At 64.7% G+C, this 19,291-nt stretch carries 16 protein-coding genes; 7 read left to right on the top strand and 9 right to left on the bottom strand.

The window, feature by feature from the left end:
- Positions 1-103: 103 nt before the first annotated feature.
- Positions 104-451, top strand: a complete 348-nt coding sequence (locus ACFSJC_RS15440; protein WP_386027976.1) for a hypothetical protein — start codon at positions 104-106, stop codon at positions 449-451.
- Positions 452-463: 12 nt separating this feature from the next.
- Here ACFSJC_RS15440 and urtE read toward each other — a convergent pair whose 3' ends face one another.
- From urtE to argE, 8 genes are all read right to left on the bottom strand, one after another.
- Positions 464-1,159: an urea ABC transporter ATP-binding subunit UrtE gene (urtE, locus tag ACFSJC_RS15435; protein WP_386027974.1), complete on the bottom strand. Its 696-nt coding sequence runs from the start codon at positions 1,157-1,159 to the stop codon at positions 464-466.
- Positions 1,160-1,395: 236 nt separating this feature from the next.
- Entirely contained in the window at positions 1,396-2,238 is an 843-nt protein-coding gene (urtD, locus tag ACFSJC_RS15430) for an urea ABC transporter ATP-binding protein UrtD (protein WP_386027972.1), read from the bottom strand.
- Entirely contained in the window at positions 2,235-3,332 is a 1,098-nt protein-coding gene (gene urtC / locus ACFSJC_RS15425; protein WP_386028142.1) for an urea ABC transporter permease subunit UrtC, read from the bottom strand. Before urtC ends, urtD begins: the two co-directional genes overlap by 4 nt.
- 6 nt (positions 3,333-3,338) lie before the next feature.
- The gene (urtB, locus tag ACFSJC_RS15420) at positions 3,339-4,967 is read right to left on the bottom strand and encodes an urea ABC transporter permease subunit UrtB (protein ID WP_386027971.1); all 1,629 of its coding nucleotides are present in this window, start codon (positions 4,965-4,967) and stop codon (positions 3,339-3,341) included.
- A gap of 202 nt (positions 4,968-5,169) precedes the next feature.
- Entirely contained in the window at positions 5,170-6,462 is a 1,293-nt protein-coding gene (gene urtA / locus ACFSJC_RS15415; RefSeq protein ID WP_386027969.1) for an urea ABC transporter substrate-binding protein, read from the bottom strand.
- 283 nt (positions 6,463-6,745) lie between these two features.
- Entirely contained in the window at positions 6,746-7,642 is an 897-nt protein-coding gene (gene ypfJ, locus ACFSJC_RS15410) for a KPN_02809 family neutral zinc metallopeptidase (RefSeq protein WP_386027967.1), read from the bottom strand.
- Between the two features lie 36 nt (positions 7,643-7,678).
- Positions 7,679-8,701 carry a radical SAM protein gene (locus ACFSJC_RS15405; protein ID WP_386027966.1) on the bottom strand — a complete coding sequence of 341 codons (1,023 nt, stop codon included), beginning with the start codon at positions 8,699-8,701 and terminating at the stop codon, positions 7,679-7,681.
- Between the two features lie 81 nt (positions 8,702-8,782).
- Positions 8,783-9,943 (bottom strand): acetylornithine deacetylase, encoded by a 1,161-nt coding sequence (gene argE, locus ACFSJC_RS15400; RefSeq protein ID WP_386027964.1) that lies wholly within the window; start codon positions 9,941-9,943, stop codon positions 8,783-8,785.
- 134 nt (positions 9,944-10,077) lie between these two features.
- Between argE and ACFSJC_RS15395 the strand changes: the two genes are divergently transcribed.
- The 5 genes from ACFSJC_RS15395 to ACFSJC_RS15375 all read left to right on the top strand — a co-directional run bounded on the left by ACFSJC_RS15395 (position 10,078) and on the right by ACFSJC_RS15375 (position 17,107).
- Entirely contained in the window at positions 10,078-11,241 is a 1,164-nt protein-coding gene (locus ACFSJC_RS15395) for a peptidase C39 family protein (protein WP_386027962.1), read from the top strand.
- Complete coding sequence (locus ACFSJC_RS15390) at positions 11,234-12,715, top strand: RimK family protein (RefSeq protein WP_386027960.1); 1,482 nt, start codon at positions 11,234-11,236, stop codon at positions 12,713-12,715. Before ACFSJC_RS15395 ends, ACFSJC_RS15390 begins: the two co-directional genes overlap by 8 nt.
- Positions 12,716-12,853: 138 nt before the next feature.
- The gene (locus tag ACFSJC_RS15385) at positions 12,854-14,365 is read left to right on the top strand and encodes an RsmB/NOP family class I SAM-dependent RNA methyltransferase (protein ID WP_386027959.1); all 1,512 of its coding nucleotides are present in this window, start codon (positions 12,854-12,856) and stop codon (positions 14,363-14,365) included.
- 149 nt (positions 14,366-14,514) lie between these two features.
- The gene (locus tag ACFSJC_RS15380; RefSeq protein WP_386027957.1) at positions 14,515-15,177 is read left to right on the top strand and encodes a carboxypeptidase-like regulatory domain-containing protein; all 663 of its coding nucleotides are present in this window, start codon (positions 14,515-14,517) and stop codon (positions 15,175-15,177) included.
- Positions 15,178-15,472: 295 nt separating this feature from the next.
- Positions 15,473-17,107, top strand: a complete 1,635-nt coding sequence (locus tag ACFSJC_RS15375) for a methyl-accepting chemotaxis protein (protein ID WP_386027956.1) — start codon at positions 15,473-15,475, stop codon at positions 17,105-17,107.
- 39 nt (positions 17,108-17,146) lie between these two features.
- Here ACFSJC_RS15375 and ACFSJC_RS15370 read toward each other — a convergent pair whose 3' ends face one another.
- On the bottom strand, positions 17,147-17,767 hold the full coding sequence (locus ACFSJC_RS15370) for a TetR/AcrR family transcriptional regulator (protein ID WP_386027955.1): 621 nt from the start codon (positions 17,765-17,767) through the stop codon (positions 17,147-17,149).
- A gap of 221 nt (positions 17,768-17,988) precedes the next feature.
- On the opposite strand from ACFSJC_RS15370, the gene ACFSJC_RS15365 reads away from it, so the two are divergent.
- Positions 17,989-19,164 (top strand): efflux RND transporter periplasmic adaptor subunit, encoded by a 1,176-nt coding sequence (locus tag ACFSJC_RS15365; protein WP_386027953.1) that lies wholly within the window; start codon positions 17,989-17,991, stop codon positions 19,162-19,164.
- Positions 19,165-19,291: the final 127 nt, after the last annotated feature.

The raw sequence follows: 19,291 nt of genomic DNA, 5'->3' as shown, positions 1-19,291 counted from the left end.
TCCAGGACTGCCGTTCGCAACCGTCCGGTCCCTTGTGTTTTCTCTTCCCTTGAGATGTTGGCGAATCATGAAATCCGTTGAACCTATGAAATCGGTTGAGTCCATGAAATCCGTCGAGCGACATCGCTCGCTTCTTTTCGCCTCGATCGCGGCCTGCGTGCTCGGTTTCCTGCTCGTCTCGGGTATGCCCGGCAAGGTGTCTGCGGGCGATCCTGGCATCCGTCAGCCGACCGGCGAGGTGAGTGCCTTCTGGCATGGGTTCGCCTGGTTCGATCTCACCCCGGACGAGCAGGCGTTGTGGACGGTGCTCGGATGGGACCCCGCCAGTTGGACCGGCAAGGCGTCGGCGCCGGCCTCCAAGCGGATGAAATGGAGCGCGTTGCCGACGATGGATCGGCTCGCTGCGGAGAAGTTGGGCTTCGATGCCTCCAGCTGGGATTCGGCGCCCTGAGCGTGGTGACGGTCAGACGGTCAGATATTCGCGCACCAGGGTCTCGTCGAGTTGGTCGATGCCGCCGGTCGCCACCGCGTGCCCTCGGTCGAGGATGCAGAACCGATCCGCGACGCGACGCGCGAACGGCAGCTTCTGCTCCACCAGGATGACGGTCAGCCCCATCTCGCGATTGAGCTTGCGGACGATGTCGCCGATCTCCTGCACGATGTTGGGCTGGATGCCTTCGGTGGGCTCGTCGAGGATCAGGAGCTTGGGGTCGATCACCAGCGCGCGGCCGATGGCGAGCTGTTGCTGCTGTCCGCCCGAGAGGTCGCCGCCGCGCCGTCCGAGCATCTCCTTGAGCACGGGAAAGAGCGCGAAGATGGCGTCGGGGATCTGGCGTTTGCCGTCCGGGCGTGTCGGCAGACCGATGCGCAGGTTTTCCTCGACCGTCAGCAAGGGGAAGATCTGGCGTCCCTGGGGGACATAGCCGATGCCGAGTCCGGCACGTTTCTCCGCCGATTGCCTGAGCAGATCCTGACCCAGATAGTCCATGCGCCCGGAGGCGACCGGCAGCAGCCCCATGATGCATTGGAGCAGGGTCGTCTTGCCGACCCCGTTACGGCCCATGATGCAGGTGCATTGGCCCTCGGGAACCTCCAGGTCGAGATCCCAGAGCGTGTGGCTTTCGCCGTAGAACTGATTGAGTGCTTGGATGCTCAGCATGGCCTGCCGGGTCTCTAGTTGATTCTCGGAAACGCTGTGTGCCGATGGTGGCGAGACATCGATTCTCGGCACCGATCGTGGACCGTAGGGCGCAATAGCGAAGCGTATTGCGCCGAAAGGAATCCACGCCACCGGTCCGCATGTGAGGCGCCACCCGTGTCCTCCGATGTCGCCGAGCCCGTTTGGCGATGGCGGTATCTTCCATGCGGCGCAATACGGCTGGCGCCTGTTGCGCCCTACGTCGCGCCGCCCAGATAGACCTCGATCACGCGCGGGTCGTTCTGGACCTCGTCCATGGTCCCTTCGGCGAGCACGCTGCCCTGGTGGAGCACGGTGACCTTGTTGGCGATGGAGCGCACGAAGTCCATGTCGTGCTCCACGACCACGACCGAGTGTTTGCCGGCGAGGGATTTCAGCAGCTCGGCGGTGCGGTCCATCTCCTGGTGGGTCATGCCGGCGACCGGCTCGTCGACCAGCAGCAGATAGGGATCCTGCATCAGCAGCATGCCGATCTCCAGCCACTGCTTCTGACCGTGCGACAGCGCGCCCGCGCGCTGGGCGCGGTGCTCCTGCAGCCCGATGGTCTCCAGCACCTCGTCGATGCGGCTCTGCTGTTCCCCTGTCAGACGCGCCCTCAGGGTCGGCCAAACACGCTTGTCGGCGGCCATGGCCAATTCCAGATTCTCCAGTACCGAGAGCGGCTCGAAGACCGTGGGCTTCTGGAACTTGCGTCCGATGCCGAGGCTGGCGATCTCGGGTTCGGACAGACGCAGCAGGTCGATGGTCTGGCCGAACCAGGCGGTGCCCGTGTCGGGCCGCGTCTTGCCGGTGATGATGTCCATCATGGTGGTCTTGCCGGCGCCGTTCGGTCCGATGATGCAGCGCAGCTCGCCCGCGTCGATGTAGAGGTTGAGGTGGTCGATCGCGCGGAAGCCGTCGAAGATGACCGAGATGTCCTCCAGGTAGAGGATGGTGCCGTGACTCATGTCCAGCTCCAGCCCCAGCCCCTGTCTGGGCCGCATGAAGTCCCAGACCTGGTCGCGACGCATGGTGGCGCGCAGGGTATCGAGCGTCTTCATGCGGTAGCCCCCTTGCGGCGCAGCAGGCCGGCGATGCCCTGGGGCAGGAAGAGCGTGACCAGCACGAAGAGCCCGCCCAGTGCGAACAGCCAGGCGTCCGGCATGACCCCGGTGAGATAGGTCTTGCCGTAGTTGACCAGCAGTGCGCCCAGCACCGCGCCGTAGAGTGTGGCGCGTCCGCCGATGGCGACCCAGACCACGATCTCGATCGAGTTGAGCGGCGAGAACTCGCCCGGATTGATGATGCCGACCTGGGGCACGTAGAGCGCCCCGGCGATGCCGGCGAGCACGGCCGAGAAGGTGAAGATCCAGAGCTTGACCTGCTCGACCCGATAGCCGATGAAGCGGGTGCGGCTCTCGGCGTCGCGGATGGCGATGGCGACCCGTCCCAGCTTGGAGTTGACCAGATAGCGGCAGGCCAGATAGCCGCCGGCGAGCGCCAGCGCGCTGGCGATGAAGAGCCCGATCCGGGTCGCGTCCGATTGCAGATCGAATCCCAGCAGATCCTTGAAGTCGGTCAGGCCGTTGTTGCCGCCGAATCCCATCTCGTTGCGGAAGAAGGCCAGCATCAGGGCGTAGGTCAGGGCCTGGGTGATGATGGACAGATAGACACCGGTGACGCGCGAGCGGAAGGTGAGCCAGCCGAAGACGAAGGCCAGGACGCCGGGCACCAGGATCACCATGAGGGCGGCGAACCAGAACATGTCGAAGCCGTGCCAGAACCAGGGCAGCTCGTGCCAGTTGAGGAAGACCATGAAGTCCGGCAGATCCGGGTTGCCGTAAACGCCGCGGTCGCCGATCTGGAGCATCAGATACATGCCCATGGCATAGCCGCCGAGGGCGAAGAAGGCGCCGTGCCCCAGACTGAGGATGCCGAGATAGCCCCACACCAGATCGACGGCGACGGCGAGCAGGGCATAGGTCAGATACTTGCCGAGCAGGGTCACCGTGAAGGTGGAGACGTGCAGCGGGCTGTCCGCCGGGATGGCCAGGTTGAGGATGGGGACCAGGAGGGTCGTGACCGCCAGCAGGATCAGAAAGATCCGGCCGCCGCGATCGAGATGGAGCCTGCCCGGTTGGATGTCGGATCGCATCACGGATCAGCCCTCCGCCGCTCGACCCTTCTGCGGGAAGAGTCCGCGCGGGCGTTTCTGGATGAAGAGGATGATGAAGACCAGGACCAGGATCTTGGCCAGCACGGCACCGGCCCAGGGTTCGAGGATCTTGTTGACGACGCCGAGCGACATGCCTGCCACCAGGGTTCCCCAGAGATTCCCGACCCCGCCGAAGACCACCACCATGAAGGAGTCGATGATGTAGGTCTGCCCCAGATTGGGGCCGACGTTGGTGAGCTGGCTGAGCGCCACGCCGGCCACGCCGGCGATGCCGGAGCCGAGTCCGAAGGTCAGAGCATCCACTCGCGCCGAGCGCACCCCCATGGCGCGTGCCATGGCGCGGTTCTGCGAGACCGCGCGCACCTGCAGCCCCAGCGCCGTCTTGCGCATCACCAGATAGAGCGCGCTGAAGACGATGAGACAGAAGGCGATGATGACCATGCGATTCATGGTCAGCGAGAGGACGCTGTTGATCTGCCAGGAGCCCGACATCCACTCCGGATTGGCGACCGGCACGTTCTGCGGCGAGATGAGGGTGCGCACCAGCTGCTGCAGGATGAGGCTGATGCCGAAGGTCGCGAGCAGGGTCTCCAGCGGTCGGCCGTAGAGGAAGCGGATGACGCCGCGCTCGATGAGGATGCCGACCGCGCCCGAGACCATGAAGGCCGCCGGAATCGCCAGCAGGAGCGCGAGCCCGATGTGCCCCGGCATCAGTTGCTGGACGAGATAGGTGGTATAGGCGCCGAGCATGATGAGCTCGCCGTGGGCCATGTTGATGACCCCCATGACGCCGAAGGTGATGGCCAGCCCGATCGCCGCCAGCACCAGCACCGAGCCCAGGCTCAGACCGAAGAAGAGCGTTTCGGCCAGGCTGTAGAGTTCGAGTTTGAACTCGATGCTGTCCTTGACCCGCTGTGCGCTCTTGAGGACCTCGGGGTCGGCGTCGGTCTCGATCAACCGCCGGATGGCGCCGCGTACCGCTGGATGCAGGTTGCCTTGCAGGACGTCGAGCGACCGCAGTCGCACCTCGGGATCCGTGCTGTCCAGATCGCCCAGTGCGATCGCCGTGGTCATCGCCTCGCGCACCTCGGTGTCCGTCTCGACCTGGATACGCTCGCGCAGCAGCTTGAGTCCGTCGTCGTCCAGGTTGGCGAGCATCTCGTTGACGCCGGACAGTCGGATGGCGGGATCCTGATGCGAGAGGTCGAGACCGGCGATGGCCGCGCTCAGCTGGGAGCGCAGTCGGTTATTGATGCGGATGCGCTTGAGTTCGCGCTTGGAGGCGGCGGTTCCGGCCGGCTCGCCGGTCAGCGGGTCGGTGAGGTCGTAGCCATCCGTTCCTTTGGCCGCGATCACCAGCGTTCGATCGGATTTGAGCAGATAGAGATCGCTTCCCTGTAGCGCCAGCAGCAGTTGGCGCGCCTTGGGGTCTCCGCTCGCGGCAACCAGCGCCACGCCTTCTTCGAGGCTGGCGAAGCTGTTCTCGGCGATCAGCGCCGCGCCCCGTTGGAAGTCGCCCGGATCGGCGAAGGCGCTCGGCATCGATGCGATCAGCAGAAAGGCGGCGATCAGCCTGGCTCGCAGACCGGCGCGGCTGAGACATCTGACTGGCATGGCGGACCCTCGAACGGCGTCCCGAGTCGAGGGGCGCGGTTCATGAATGCGTTTGGGTACGGGGATTTTTGAGGAGCTGGGCGCCGGGCGGAGAACCGACGCCAGCCCACCCAGGGACACGCCAATTGCATGAAGGCGCGACCCGTGACTTGCTAAATCGCCGATCCTGACCGTTCAGATCAGGATCGGTGGGACGCTCGAATCAGTAGTTCTGACCGGAGCAGGTCTTGGTGACGGTGTTGTAGTTGCCGCAGGAGATCGGCGGCGTCCAGTCGGCGATGATGTCCTTGCTGCCAGGCAGATAGTCGGACCAGGCGTCGCCGGGAACCTCTTTCTCGGTCTCCCAGACCACGGCGAACTGGCCGTCGTCCTGGATCTCGCCGATCAGCACCGGCTTTGTGATGTGGTGGTTCTTGAGCATCACCGCCTTGCCGCCGGTCAGGTTGGGGGTTTCCTGTCCGATGATGGCTGCGGCGACCTTGTCGGGATCGGTGCTGCCGGCCTTCTCGACCGCCTTCACCCACAGATTGAAGCCGATGTAATGGGCCTCCATGGGGTCGTTGGTGACGCGCTTGTCGTCCTTGATGAAGTCGTGCCAGGTGTCGATGAAGGCCTCGTTCTCGGGCGTATCGACGCTCATGAAGTAGTTCCAGGCCGCGAGATGGCCGACCAGCGGCTTGGTGTCGATGCCCGAAAGTTCCTCTTCGCCCACCGAGAAGGCCACCACCGGGATGTCCTCGGAGGAGATGCCCTGGTTGCCCAGCTCCTTGTAGAAAGGCACGTTGGCGTCGCCGTTGATGGTCGAGACCACGGCGGTCTTCTTGCCGGTGGAGCCGAACTTCTTGATGTCCGAGACGATGCTCTGCCAGTCGGAATGACCGAAGGGCGTGTAGTTGATCATGATGTCGTCGTCCGCGACGCCTTTGGCCTTGAGATAGGCCTCCAGGATCTTGTTGGTGGTGCGCGGATAGACGTAGTCCGTGCCCGCCAGCACCCAGCGTTCCACGCCCAGGTCGTTCATCAGATAGTCGACCGCCGGGATCGCCTGCTGGTTGGGCGCGGCGCCGGTGTAGAAGACGTTCTTGGAGGATTCCTCGCCCTCGTACTGCACTGGATAGAAGAGCAGGCCGTTCAGCTCCTCGAACACCGGCAGCACCGACTTGCGCGAGACCGAGGTCCAGCAGCCGAAGACCGCCGCGACCTTGTCCTTCTCCAGCAGTTCGCGCGCCTTCTCGGCGAACAGCGGCCAGTTGGAGGCGGGATCCACCACCACGGGTTCGAGCTTCTTGCCGAGCAGCCCGCCCTTCTTGTTCTGCTCGTCGATGAGCATCAGCATGGTGTCCTTCAGCGTGGTTTCGCTGATCGCCATGGTGCCCGAGAGCGAATGGAGGATGCCGACCTTGATGGTGTCGGCGGCCGAGGCGACCGACGAGAGGCCGATCGAGAGTGCGGCAGCCAGTGCTGTGGCCGAGACGCGAAGCCTGCTTTTCGACATGGACGCATATCTCCTGATGGGGTGGACTCAGTGGATTCGAGCGTACGTTCGACGATGCCTTAAGCAGAGGTTATGCCATCTTCATCTGGTGCTCGCTCTCCTGTCCCCGCGCCTGGATTCTTGACGTTCTTAGGATGTTTTAGGCCCCGGATTGGTGCTGAGCGCCATGCCCTTGCACTCTTTATGTGCGAGGTGTCGAGGATTGTTGCACCAAGGTTGGTCTCCAGCGGTCATTCTCCTCGCGTCGGGCTACGGAGGTATGGATGTGCCGTCGTGATCTCATTCAAAGCTGCTTGGCGGAGAAGGTGTCGCAGGCCCCGATGTCGCCGTCCTGGAATCCGCGCTTGAACCAGCGCACGCGCTGCGCCGAGCTGCCGTGGGTGAAGCTGTCGGGTGTGACTCGGCCCTGCGACTGGCGCTGGAGCCGGTCGTCGCCGATGGCGGAGGCGGCCCGGAGTCCCTCTTCGAGGTCGCCGGGCTCCAGGATGTCGCGCGAGACATGGGCGCGGTGCGCCCAGAGACCGGCGAAACAGTCGGCCTGGAGCTCCAGCCGGACGGAGAGCGCGTTGGCCTGGGTTCGGCTGGCCTTCTGCTGGGCGTTATGCACCTTGGTCGAGATGCCGAGCAGGTTCTGGACGTGATGGCCGACCTCGTGGGCGATGACATAGGCCTGGGCGAAATCGCCCGGCGCGCCGAAGCGTTCGCGCAGGTCGTCGTAGAAGGAGAGGTCGATATAGACCTTGCGATCGGCCGGACAATAGAAGGGCCCCATGGCCGCCTGTCCGAGTCCGCAGGCCGAGCGGGTCGCGCCGCTGAAGAGGACCAGGTGTGGATCGCTGTAGCCTTTACCGTGCTCGCGGAAGACTGTGGTCCAGGTGTCCTCGGTGTCGGCCAGCACGACCGAGACGAAGTCGGCGAGTTGGTCCTGACCGGCCGGGTGGCCATTGGCATGGGGTGTCGTCTGATGACTGCTCGGCGTGGTGTCGATGGGCAGCCGGTCGAGCTGCGACAGCAACTGGCTGGGATCGACGCCGAGCAGGAGCAGGACCACTACCACCAGGATGCCGCCGACCCCGCCGCGAATGCCGAGCCGTGGTCCGAAACCCGTGGGTTGGCCGCTGAACCCCTCGTCCCGGCGGTCCTCGATGTTGTCGCTACGGCGACCGTCTTCCCAGCGCATTGGATGACCTATTCGATCGGTTGTGATCGGCGCCCTCTAGCTGAACGCGAGCCAGCGCTTCAGACGCACCTTGATGTCCTCTAGCATGCCATTCGTCCCGAAATCGGTCGAGATGTCCGATCTGTCTTCTGGGGATGCTTCGGGAGATTCTGTTTCCTGGGGCGCCTTCAACCGGACGCCCAGTGCCTGCAGCAGGCGTTTGCGATCCGCCGGAGTCGCCTCCCGTCGCGGGAAGGTGCAGCTTGGGCACAGCGGGTGCGCGTAGCGTCGGGTGAGGATTTCCTCGCGGGTGAGATCGAGATAGGGGCCGATTTCGAGCGCCGGGTAGTTGGGGTTGGCGCAGCAGAGCGAGACCATGCCGTTGGCGTCCACCGCGACCGTATCCATGATCAAAGGGCAGACCTCGCCGTCGTGCATCTGGAGCCTGGCTGGCGAATAGTCCCGCAGCCGCTCCAGGAAGCTTTCCTGATGGGCGTAGTTGCTGACAGGGTTTTCCACCGTTCCGACGCCTTGGAGCGGTTCGAAGGCGAATCCCAGCCAGTGCGCATAGTCTGCGACCAAGGATTCCTGTTCCCGGTTGTGATCGAAGCGCAGGAAGCGCAGCACGATCTGGGTCTTGATCGGCTCTTGGGCCATGAGCTGGGATATGTGCTCCAGGTTGGCCTTCACCATGGCGAGATCGCCGCCTCGGTGGTTGATCTGGTGGATCTCCTGGGTAAAGCCGGAGACCGAGACGATCAGCTTGTTCAGCCCGGCCCTCAGCGACTCCTCGATCAGCGCGGTGCGTCCGCGAAAGGAGAGTGTGGTCGAGACCTCGCAATTGAGTCCGAGCGATTTGACCACCCGGATGTAGTCGGCGATCCGGGCGTTGAGGAAGGGTTCGGTCCAGTTGTAGAGACCGACGTTTTCGTAGTCCTCGCTCTTGGCCTTCTCGACGATGCGCTCGAACTGGGCCATCGGGATTCGGCGCGAGCTGTTCGGCAGCAACCGGGTGCCCCGGACGCAGGTGGGGCATTTCATGTGACAGGCGTCGATCAGATCGACATAGATGATGGACATCGGCATCCTCCTGATGCGTTGACTGTGTGGGCGATGCCTGTACGACGGGTCGCCATGCTTGCGGTTCGGTCGCGCGCGGTTTCAGTTCGGGCGTAGACAGAGTCGCTGAATCAGTGAGCGCAGGATGCCGAGCATGGGATCGACGCGCTCAAGCGCCAGATATTCGTCCGGCTGGTGGGCCTGGGCGATGTCGCCGGGGCCGAGCACCAGGGTCTCCATCCCGAGCTGGTTGAGGAAGGGCGCCTCGGTGCCGAAGCTGACCGATTCGGCTGCGTGCCCGGTGAGTTCCTCGCAGACGCGCACGATGGTCGAGTCGGCCGGGGTTTCGGCAGGCGGGATGGCCTCGAACAGTGGAGCGACCGACCATTGGAGTCCACGTCGCTCTCCGACCTGGGCGACCCGTCGCGCCAGCTCGGCGCGCAGATCGGCTGGATCCAGTCCGGGCAGCACCCGCAGGTCGAGATGCAGTTCGCATTCGCCGCAGATGCGGTTCGGATTGTCGCCGCCGTGGATGTGGCCCAGATTGATGGTCGGGTAGGGCACCTTGAAGGCTGGGTGATGGTGCTCGCGTTGCAAGGCGTCGCGCCAGGTCAGGACCGCACCGAGCACCTCGTGCATGCCCTCCAGCGCATTGTTGCCCAGACCCGGATCGCTGGCGTGCCCGCTGCGTCCGATCAGGCGCACCGCCTCGCCCATGACGCCCTTGTGCAGACGCACCGGACGCAGCCCGGTGGGTTCGCCGATGACCGCATAGCGACCGAGCGGACGTCCTGCGTCCACCAGTGCGCGCGCACCGTACATGGCCGACTCCTCGTCCGCCGTGGCCAGGATCATCAGCGGTCGGTCCAGATCGTGCGCCGACAGTCCCCGTGCCGCCTCCAGGGCGAGGGCGAAGAAGGACTTCATGTCGGTGATGCCGAGCCCGTAATAGCGTCCGTCCGCCTCGGTCAGCTTGAGCGGATCATGGGTCCAGAGCGGTGCGTCGAAGGGGACGGTGTCCGTGTGTCCGGACAGCACCAGTCCGCCGGGTCCGGTGCCCATGGTGCCGAGAAGATTGAATTTGTCCGGGTGGCCGGGTATGGGAAGGATCTCGACTCGGAATCCGGCCGATTCCAGCCAGGTGGCGAGCAGATCGATCAGCGGTCGGTTGCTGTGATCGAAATCCGGTGTGACGCTGCTCACCGAGAGCGTGCCGACGAGTTCGGCGAGCATGCGGGTGAGCGGTGGGGCCTCTGTGGTCATGGCGGTCAGGGTCTCGGCGAAGGGGCGTTTGGCGGGTCGGTGAACAATCGCGAATCGTGCGCGCGTCCAGCTTGCATTTTTGCGGGCGCTCTGTAGATTGATCTCAGCTTATTCCTCTGTCCGATCCGTCGCCAGTGTCGACCCCTTCCACGACCGAACTCTCTTCATTGAATCCTCCCGCACCCTCTGTTCGTCCCGCCGTCCTGAGCGATTTGGGCGCCCTGCTGCGGCTTGAAAATGCCTGTTTCGAGACCGACCGCATCAATCGGCGTCAGTTCCGCTATCTGCTCACGCGCGGTCGGGCCAGAACCCTGGTGGTCGAACTCGACGGTCTGCTGCTCGGCTACGTCCTGCTGCTCTTCAGCCGCGCGACCTCGGTGGCCCGCATCTACTCGATTGCGGTCGCCGCCCAGGCGCGTGGACGGGGCGTGGGCCGGATGCTGGTGAAGGCCGCCGAGGAGGCCGCCTGGGAGGAGGATCGCGCCTATCTGCGCCTGGAGATCCGGCGCGACAATCTGGCCTCCCAGGCGCTGTTCGAAGGGGGCGGCTACCGGCGCTTCGGGGTTCTCTCGGACTATTACGAGGACCACATGGAGGCGTTGCGCTACGAGAAGACGCTCTCGCCCGGTCTGCAGGCCGAGCTGAAACGGGTGCCCTTTTACGAGCAGACCCTGGACTTCACCTGCGGTCCCTCCTCGCTGATGATGGCGATGCAGGCGTTGCGGCCCTCGCTGGAGCTCAATCGCACCCTGGAGCTGCGCATCTGGCGCGAGTCGACCACCATCTTCATGACCTCGGGGCACGGCGGCTGCGGGCCGCTCGGACTGGCATTGGCGGCGCATCATCGCGGCTTCGCGGTCGAGGTGTTCGTCAACGACACGGGTGTGCTGCTGGTGGACTCGGTGCGCAGTCCCGAGAAGAAGGAGGTGATGCGCCTGGTCCAGGAGGACATGCTGGCCGAGGCGGGCGGGCTCGGGATCCCCATCAACTACGAGACGCTCGGCATTGAGGATCTGCGGGCGCGCTGGGACGGCGGTGCCGTGCCCCTGGTGCTCATCAGCTCCTACCGCATCTATCAGGAAAAATTCCCTCATTGGGTCGTGGTCACCGGGTTCGACGAGCACTTCGTCTACGTCCACGACCCCTATGTCGACTACGACAACGGAGAGTCCACGCTGGATTCCATCGACATGCCCATTCAACGCGACGAATTCACCCGCATGGCCCGCTACGGCCGGGTCGGGCTGCAGGCCGTCGTCCTGGTTCAGGAACGCGCGGGAATCGACCAGGATGGCTGAGCACATTCTTCTGGTGGAGCAGCAGGGCGACTGGAAGCCCGGCTATCCAAACATGCCCGTGGTGACGGCCCGGGACTATCTGGCCGGCGGCGAGCTGGCGGCGAAGCGCGATCTGCGGGTCATCAATCTGTGCCGCAGCTACCGCTATCTCTCGGTCGGCTACTACTGCTCGCTGCTCGCGGAGGCGCGTGGCCACAAGGCGATCCCGAGCGTGCGTACCATGCAGGAGCTCTCCAGCCGCGAGCTCTACGGTCTGGCGACCGAAGAGCTCGACGCGCTCGCCCAGCGGCTGCTGGCACGGCGCAAGACCTCGGCTCTGATTCCGACCGCCTACGAACTGACCATCTGCTTCGGTCACTGCGACGTCAAGGAATTGCAGTCGCTCGCCAGTCTCATCTTCGAGACCTTCCGCTGCCCCATCCTCAAGGTCGAATTCCGGCTGCAGGGAACCTGGCGCATCGGCGCCATCAAGGCGTTGCCGTTGACCTCGGTGGCACCCGAGGGCGAGGCGCAACTGTTCGCGGCCATGGAGGTCTATCTGTCGCGGCGCTGGCGCCAGCCGCGCGCACGTCTGTCCTATCGTTACGATCTCGCCATCCTTTACGATCCGGACGAGGATCTGCCGCCCTCCGACGCCAAGGCGCTCAGCCGCTTCGTCAAGGCTGGCAAGGCGCTGGGCGTCAATGTCGAGCTGATCCAGCGCAAGGACTACAGCCGGCTCGCCGAGTACGACGCGCTCTTCATCCGCGAGACCACCCGCATCGGCCACCATACCTTCCGCTTCGCCAAGAAGGCCGACAGCGAGGGCATGGTGGTGATCGACGATCCGGATTCCATCCTGCGCTGTACCAACAAGGTCTATCTGGCCGAGCTGCTGGCCGCCCACCGCATTCCACGTCCCAAGACTCTGGTGCTGCGCAAGGAGAACCTGCTCGACGCCGAGTCGCAGATCGGCTACCCGGTGGTGCTCAAGATCCCGGAGGGATCCTTCTCGCGCGGCGTCTTCAAGGCCGAGGATCGGGCCGCCCTGACCCGCACGGCCACCAAGCTGTTCAAGGAGTCCGACCTCATCCTCGCCCAGGAGTATCTCTACACCCCCTTCGACTGGCGCATCGGTGTGCTCGGACGCAAGCCCTTCTATGCCTGCAAGTATCTGATGAGCCGGGATCACTGGCAGATCGTCAAGCACGAGGCCGACGGCGGACACGTGGAGGGCGGGTTCGAGACGCTTGCGCTCGACTCGGTTCCGCCGGCGGTGCTCAAGACGGCCCTGCGCGCGGCCGACCTCATCGGCGACGGTCTCTACGGCGTGGATCTCAAGGAGACGCCCGCCGGCCCCGTGGTCATCGAGGTCAACGACAATCCGAGCCTGGACGCGGACGTCGAGGACAAGGTCCTGGGCGACCAGCTCTATTCTCAGCTGATCGCCGAGTTCGTCGCGCGATTGGATCGTCGTCGCGGAGGGAAGCGGTGAAGGAGCTGCCAGCTTCCAGCCGCCAGCTTCCAGCTTTCAGCTTCCTGCGCGAGTGAAGGCTGGATGACCCGAAAATCGCTCCAACATCGGGCTGTCAGCTGGTCGCTGGCGGCCGATCGCTCTGTACCAGGCTGAATCATGATCCAATCGAAGAGAACCGCCCGCAACAGTGCGGCATCCCTGTGTACCCCGGACGCCATCGCCGACTCGCTCCTGGCGCGCTATCGCGATCTGGTGGACGATTGGGATGCCTTTGCCGCCGCGCTGGGGCGTGCGCTGCCGACCTGCGTCTGGGCCAATCCGACCCGGATCACGCCAGAGGCGCTTGCCCTGCTGTTGGCCGAGGACGGTATCGAATCGGTCCCGCAGCCGAATTTGCCACGGGCGTTGTCTTTGGCCCCTGAGGTGCGAACGGGCCAGCGCTGGTGGTATTGCGCGGGTCTGGCCCACGCCCAGGAGTCCGTGTCCCAGCTTCCGGCGCTGCTGCTCGATCTCAAACCCGGTCAGCGCGTGCTGGACATGTGCGCGGCGCCCGGAGGCAAGACCGCGCAGATCGCCTTCGGGCTCGACAACCGGGGTACCCTCGTCGCCAACGACATCGCCTATGCGCGTATCAAGGCGTTGCAGGGCAATCTCGATCGGCTGGGCGTGGTCAACGTCACCACCACCTGTCGCGACGCCGCCAACTGGCCGACGGCAAGCGGACAGTTCGACCGCATCCTGGTGGACGCGCCCTGTTCCAGCGAGGGGACCCTGAGGCGCAATCCATCGCTGCTGGCGCGGCTCGATCTGGCGAACGCGCAGCGGCTCGGGCCGCGCCAACGGGGGCTGCTACGCAAGGCGGTCCAGCGTTGCCGTCCCGGCGGACGGATCCTCTATTCGACCTGCACCTTCGCGCCGGAGGAGAACGAGCTGGTCGTGGCCGACATCCTGGACGAGTTTCCGGGGATGCTGCGTCTGCTGCCGATCTCGATTCCCGGCTGGGTCGCGAGTCCCGGAATCCGTGTCTGGGAGGGGCGCGAGCTGGCGCCGGAGCTCGGGCGCTGTCTGCGCTTCTGGCCCCATCACAACGACAGCGGCGGGTTCTTCATCGCCGTGCTGGAAAAGGATGCCTCGGCGCCTGCCGAGCCGGAGCCGGTCCTGGCCCCGATGGACACGGCCGACAGCGCCGAATGGCTCGTCGGTCTGTCCTCCAAGTTCGGGTTGTCCGACGACTATTGGAGCGCCTATCGCGTGAACCGCCAGACCCGCCGTGGTCTGCATCTGATGGCGGCCGATCATGCGCCGCCCGCTCAGCCGCCGGCGGCCGGAAGCGGGCTCTTCTTCCACCGCACCAACGCCCGTCCGCCCAAGCCGACCACGGGCGGGGCCATGCTGTTCGGGCGCGACGTAGGTCAGTTCATCCTGGATCTCTCGAAACCGCAGCGCGATGCCTATCTGCGTCGCGAGATCTTTGCGCCCACGCCCGAGCAATGGGCATCCTGCACGCCGGGGCAGGTGATGGTTCGCTATCGCGGCCATATCCTGGGGATCGCCGTGATGCACCGCTCGGGCGTCATCGAAAGCCAGTTTCCGAGCCGCTGGAGCGCCGGTTTGGTCTCCGCGTCGACGGCGGACGATGACTCGGCCCCAGAGGATGCGGCTGACTGATGGTGGCGTGACTGCGGTCCGTTCAGCGATTTGCGTCTTGTGCAAATGCGCGCTCTTACCTCCGCGTCGCCCCTCGTGCAAAATCGTCGCTGCCCGCTGTCTCACATTCATTTTCCCAAGGCCGTTGAGGCCCGTACTGGAGGTCGACGATGACTCGACAGGATCGGATGCGTGTGCTGTTTCCCCTTTTGATGATCGGCGCTCAGGGCGTCTGGGCTCAGGATCCGGCTGGCGAGATGCGCCCCGAGCCGAGGGCGGTCGAATCGACCCCGGCCGCATGGGCGATCGCCCCGCCGGGTACCCGCATGCCGGAGGGCAGCCGAATCCCGGAGGATGTCGTGCTGCCGGATGGAACCGTGTTGCAGGAGGCAGTGACCCTGCCGGCGGGGACCATCCTGCCCGGCGGCGCCATTCTGCCCAAGACTGCAGCTCCCGAGGCGGCTCCTGCCCAGGTGCCGAGCGCCCCGACGGAGCCCGAGGAGTCGGAGGTGGCGTCGGGCGTGCCCTATATCAGCGGAGGGATCGGGGCCTCGGGCCGCGAGGAGATGCAGGAGCTCAAGTCCAAGTTCAATCTGCGCCTGTTGTTCGCGATACAGGGCTCGGGCGAATATCTGGCCGACGTCAAGGTGCGCATCGACGATGCCTCCGGGCCGACGCTGCTGACGGCCGTCTCCCAGGGGCCTTGGTTCTATGCGAGCCTGGCGCCTGGACGTTATCGGCTCACGGTCGATAATGCGGGTCAGATCCAGACCCGCGAGGTGACGGTGCCCGAGGGCAGGGCGACGGAGCAGTCCTTCTATTGGGCGCCTTGAGCGATCCCGGGCGGGCTCCTTCTTAGGCATGTCGCGGTGGCGTTCGCAGTTCTTTTAGACCATGTATGTTGGCGTTTCGCTGCCGATTGCGGTCCGGTTGTTTCCACCAGCTGATCGGGCTGCATCGGGGCGAATTCTTGGTTGGCGGTTCCGTTTCGGCGTCCGGCGCACTCTGGGCTTCTAGCGGTGCGGGATCGCTGTTTCGGAGCAGAGGGATGCTGGAGTTCGGTGCCGATTCGCTCTGCTTCATTGAGGGTCGTGTCTCTCGTGATGACCGACCGAAAGAGAGTGAATCATGAAATGGATCGATAACGCGAAGATCAGCGCCAAGCTCGCCGCGATGGCCTTGGTTCCCAGCTTCGCGATGTTGCTGATCGGCGGTGTCACGCTGCACCTTTTGGGGCAGGTCAATGCGGGCGTGGATCGCATCTACCTCGATCGGGTGGTGCCGCTGAAGGAGTTGAAGGGGATTGCCGACGACTATGCGGTCGATGTGATCGATGCGGTCAACAAGGCCAATGCAGGGCGCTTCACGGCGCAAGAGGCGCTGAATCGTGTCGAGGAGGCGCAGTCTCTGATTCGCGAACGCTGGACTGCCTATCTCAAGTCGGACCTCACGGCCGATGAGATGCGTCTCGTAGACGAAGCCCGGAAGCTCTTCGATGATGCGGACGCCATGATCCAACGGTTGGTCGTCCATTTGCGAGGGAAGCAAGGGCGAATCAGCGGTCAGCTGAACGATTTCGATGGACCGCTCTACGCTGTGATCGATCCGATCAGCGACAAGCTGACCGAGCTGGTGGATCTTCAGTTGAGCGTGGCGCATGACGAAAGCGAGTACGCCCATGGGATCTATCGGCAGTCGATGTTGCTGTTCGGACTTCTGTCGGGAGGGGCTATTTTGGTCGTCGTGCTGTTGGGCTGGGTCTTCTACCGCTCCATCACCGGTCAGCTCGGGCGTCTGCATGCCGCCATGCAGCAGATCCTGCATCAATCGGATCTGTCTCAGGCGACCACGCTCGATATTCCCAACGAGATCGGCGAGATCGCCAAGGACTTCGACCGCATGGTCGACCGTTTGCGCGGCTTGGTCGAGCGTGTCGGCGGATCCGCCGTGACGCTGTCCGGCTCGGCGCAACAGATGGCCGAGAGTCTGCAGGACGCGCGCGCGACGGCGCACCGGCAGAACCAGGAAACGGATCAGGTGGCCGCCGCCATGCATGAGATGACGGCCACGGCGGCCGAGGTGGCCGCCAATACGGCCTCGGCGGCGGAGTCGGCCGAGCGCTCCAAGAATCTGGCCGGACAGGGACGCGAATCGGTTCAGGACACCATCGGCTCCATGTCGGTGACGGTCGAGCATATCGGCGCCGTAGCCGAGACCATCGTTGCGCTGGAGACGCATGCGGGCACGATCGGCAAGATCCTGGATGTCATTCAGGGCGTGACGGCCCAGACCAATCTGCTGGCGCTCAATGCCGCGATCGAGGCGGCGCGTGCGGGCGAGCAGGGTCGAGGATTCGCCGTCGTCGCCGACGAGGTGCGTACCTTGGCCCGGCGCACCCAGGCATCGGCGCTCGAAATCGAGGAGATGGTGGTCCAGTTGCAGGGCACGACGCACCAGGCGGGCGAGCAGATGGCTCGCAGCCGCGACAGTGCCGAGTCCTCAATGGAAGCGGCGACCAAGGCGGGTCGGTCGCTGGAGGAGATCACCGAGGCCGTCGACGCCATCACGGCGACCATGACTCAGATCGCCAGCGCCGCCGAGGAACAGACGGCGGTTGCCAGCGAGATCAGCAAGGGCGTCGTGGCGATCAGCGATGCCGCGCGTCAGTCCAGCGCCGGCATGACCCAACTGGAGTCTGCGGGTCAGGCGTTGGAGCGGCTCGCCGGTGAGTTGCAGGAAGAGGCGACCGGCTTTCGAACCTGATTGCCGTCTTGTGGGGCGTGCAGGGCGCGACGGTTCGGCTCAGAGCAGCGCACGCATCACCTTGCGCAGCAAGGGTGCCAGCGCCTCGCGGTCGAGCTCCGGGTGCGAGATGGCGCGCGTGGAGAGGCCGTCGAACAGAGCCATGAGGATTTCCGTTTCGGCCTCCATGGAGTCGGTCTGCGTCTTCTGCTCTCGCGTCTCTTGGCCGCTGGCGCGGGCCTGTCGCGCCTTCTGGGATACTCTGATGAGACACTCGCGCTTGATGCGGTCGGCCTCGATCAGGATGGAGGCCACCGCCGGATTGCGGGCGGCCTCGGCAAAGATTTCCAATTCGAGCGCCGCAGATTCGCGATCGGTCTTCTCCTTGAGTCCGATGTCGACCCGATCGAGCAGGGCCTGGAAGACGTCTTCCGTGCTGTCGAAGTGTCGCGCCATCTCCTGGGCGCATTCCAATCGCCGCTCGATCAGGGCGGCGATGATCGCCTCCTTGTTCTCGAAGAAGTGATAGATATGGCCTGGGCTCATCCCGGCCTCTTTGGAGAGCTTGGCGATGCTGGTGCCGTGGAAACCCTCGCGGGCAAAGCATCCGGCCGCAGCGTCTAGGATCTGTTCACGTCGCACCTCGCAACGCGGTAGGGCCGAGGTGGGTGTGTTCGGCATCATGCTCCTCCAGGTCGTTGATTCATTTCGGCCAACTGGCCGGCGTGCGGTGGTTGTTTTCCAAGGCGGGGCGGCCTCGCTGTCCAGCCGTCGATCGAGGCGCATTTCCGACATTCTAGGCTTGACGCATCCGTTCCTGCCGACTAGATTGAACATTCATTCTAGAATGAACCTTCATTCTCTCAAAGATCAAATCGCTGAAGACCAACCACGAGGTGACCATGAAGTTCGTAAATCGTCAGCCAGCCGCGACCCTGCCGATCGCGCTCGCGGCCGCGCTCTTCGTGGTCGGTTGGTATCCGCAGGCGCATGCGGCCGGACCCGGTGGTCCAGGCGGCCCGGCAGAGGTCGGCGTGGTGCGCATCGAGGCGCATCCGGCCGTGCTGACCACGGAGCTTCCGGGGCGCACGACGCCCTACCAGATCGCCGAGGTGCGTCCGCAGGTGGGCGGAATCATTCAGGCGCGCAGATTCAAGGAGGGCGGTCAGATCGAGGCCGGCGAGGTGCTCTATCAGATCGATCCTGCGGTCTATCAGGCTACCTACGACAGCGCCAAGGCATCCCTTGCGCGCTCTCAGGCGACCCTGGCCCGGGCGCGTCTCAAGGCCGATCGCTATGCCAATCTGCTCAAGGCCAACGCGGTCAGTCAGGAGGACTACGACGACGCGGGGGCGGCGCTCAAGGAGGCGATCGCCAGCGTCGCGGTCGATCAGGCCGAGCTGGTCAGCGCGCGCATCAATCTGGACTACACCCGTGTGACCTCGCCGATCGCGGGCCGGATCGGGCGTTCTGCGGTGACCCAGGGCGCGTTGGTGACGGCCTATCAGGATCTGGCGCTTGCGACCGTCCAGCAGCTCGATCCCATCTATGTCGATCTGACGCAGTCGAGCGCGCAGTTGCTGCGTCTGCGTCGCGCCTTGGAGGATGGCGATCTGCAACGCACGGATGGCAAGCAGCCCAAGGTGACGCTCATCCTTGAGGACGGGTCGGCCTATCCGCTGCCTGGACGTCTGGAGTTCAGCGAGGTGACGGTCGATCAGGGCACGGGCGCGGTGACCATGCGCGCGACCTTTCCCAATCCGGACAACCTGTTGCTACCCGGTATGTTCGTGCGTGCCACAGTGGAGGAGGGCGTGCGGCCCGATGCCATTCTCGCGCCCCAGCAGGGTGTTCAGCGCGATCGGCGGGGCGAGCCCTTCGCCCTGGTGTTGAGCGAGGACGGGACCGTCGAGCAGCGCAAGCTGGAGACCAATCGCGCCATGGGCGATCGCTGGCTGATCGATTCCGGTCTGAAACCGGGGGATCGGCTGATCGTCGACGGCATCCAGATGGTGCGGCCGGGCGCCAAGGCCACAGCCGTGGACCGCAGCGACGAGCCGCAGTTCGCCGCACACTGAATAGCCGCCAGCTTCCAGCCGCCAGTTTCCAGCTGTGCGGATCTGGTCATGCATCAGGTGGCAGCCGATAGCTGGCCACTGGTCGCTGGAGGCTGAACGCTCAATAGACATTCCGAGGAACGCCCTC

Origin of the sequence: Thiorhodococcus fuscus (assembly GCF_042682685.1) — a bacterium.
Taxonomy (GTDB): domain Bacteria; phylum Pseudomonadota; class Gammaproteobacteria; order Chromatiales; family Chromatiaceae; genus Imhoffiella; species Imhoffiella fuscus.
This window is presented reverse-complemented; position numbering and strand designations above follow the sequence as displayed.

Excerpts from the sequence above, each read along its gene's own strand:
- ACFSJC_RS15385 (WP_386027959.1), top strand. The coding sequence starts at position 12,854 with ATGATCCAATCGAAGAGAACCGCCCGCAACAGTGCGGCATCCCTGTGT.
- ypfJ (WP_386027967.1), bottom strand. The coding sequence starts at position 7,642 with ATGCGCTGGGAAGACGGTCGCCGTAGCGACAACATCGAGGACCGCCGG.
- urtA (WP_386027969.1), bottom strand. The coding sequence starts at position 6,462 with ATGTCGAAAAGCAGGCTTCGCGTCTCGGCCACAGCACTGGCTGCCGCA.
- ACFSJC_RS15375 (WP_386027956.1), top strand. The coding sequence starts at position 15,473 with ATGAAATGGATCGATAACGCGAAGATCAGCGCCAAGCTCGCCGCGATG.
- urtE (WP_386027974.1), bottom strand. The coding sequence starts at position 1,159 with ATGCTGAGCATCCAAGCACTCAATCAGTTCTACGGCGAAAGCCACACG.
- ACFSJC_RS15380 (WP_386027957.1), top strand. The coding sequence starts at position 14,515 with ATGACTCGACAGGATCGGATGCGTGTGCTGTTTCCCCTTTTGATGATC.
- urtD (WP_386027972.1), bottom strand. The coding sequence starts at position 2,238 with ATGAAGACGCTCGATACCCTGCGCGCCACCATGCGTCGCGACCAGGTC.
- ACFSJC_RS15370 (WP_386027955.1), bottom strand. The coding sequence starts at position 17,767 with ATGCCGAACACACCCACCTCGGCCCTACCGCGTTGCGAGGTGCGACGT.
- argE (WP_386027964.1), bottom strand. The coding sequence starts at position 9,943 with ATGACCACAGAGGCCCCACCGCTCACCCGCATGCTCGCCGAACTCGTC.
- urtB (WP_386027971.1), bottom strand. The coding sequence starts at position 4,967 with ATGCCAGTCAGATGTCTCAGCCGCGCCGGTCTGCGAGCCAGGCTGATC.
- ACFSJC_RS15365 (WP_386027953.1), top strand. The coding sequence starts at position 17,989 with ATGAAGTTCGTAAATCGTCAGCCAGCCGCGACCCTGCCGATCGCGCTC.
- ACFSJC_RS15405 (WP_386027966.1), bottom strand. The coding sequence starts at position 8,701 with ATGTCCATCATCTATGTCGATCTGATCGACGCCTGTCACATGAAATGC.
- ACFSJC_RS15440 (WP_386027976.1), top strand. The coding sequence starts at position 104 with ATGAAATCCGTCGAGCGACATCGCTCGCTTCTTTTCGCCTCGATCGCG.
- urtC (WP_386028142.1), bottom strand. The coding sequence starts at position 3,332 with ATGCGATCCGACATCCAACCGGGCAGGCTCCATCTCGATCGCGGCGGC.
- ACFSJC_RS15390 (WP_386027960.1), top strand. The coding sequence starts at position 11,234 with ATGGCTGAGCACATTCTTCTGGTGGAGCAGCAGGGCGACTGGAAGCCC.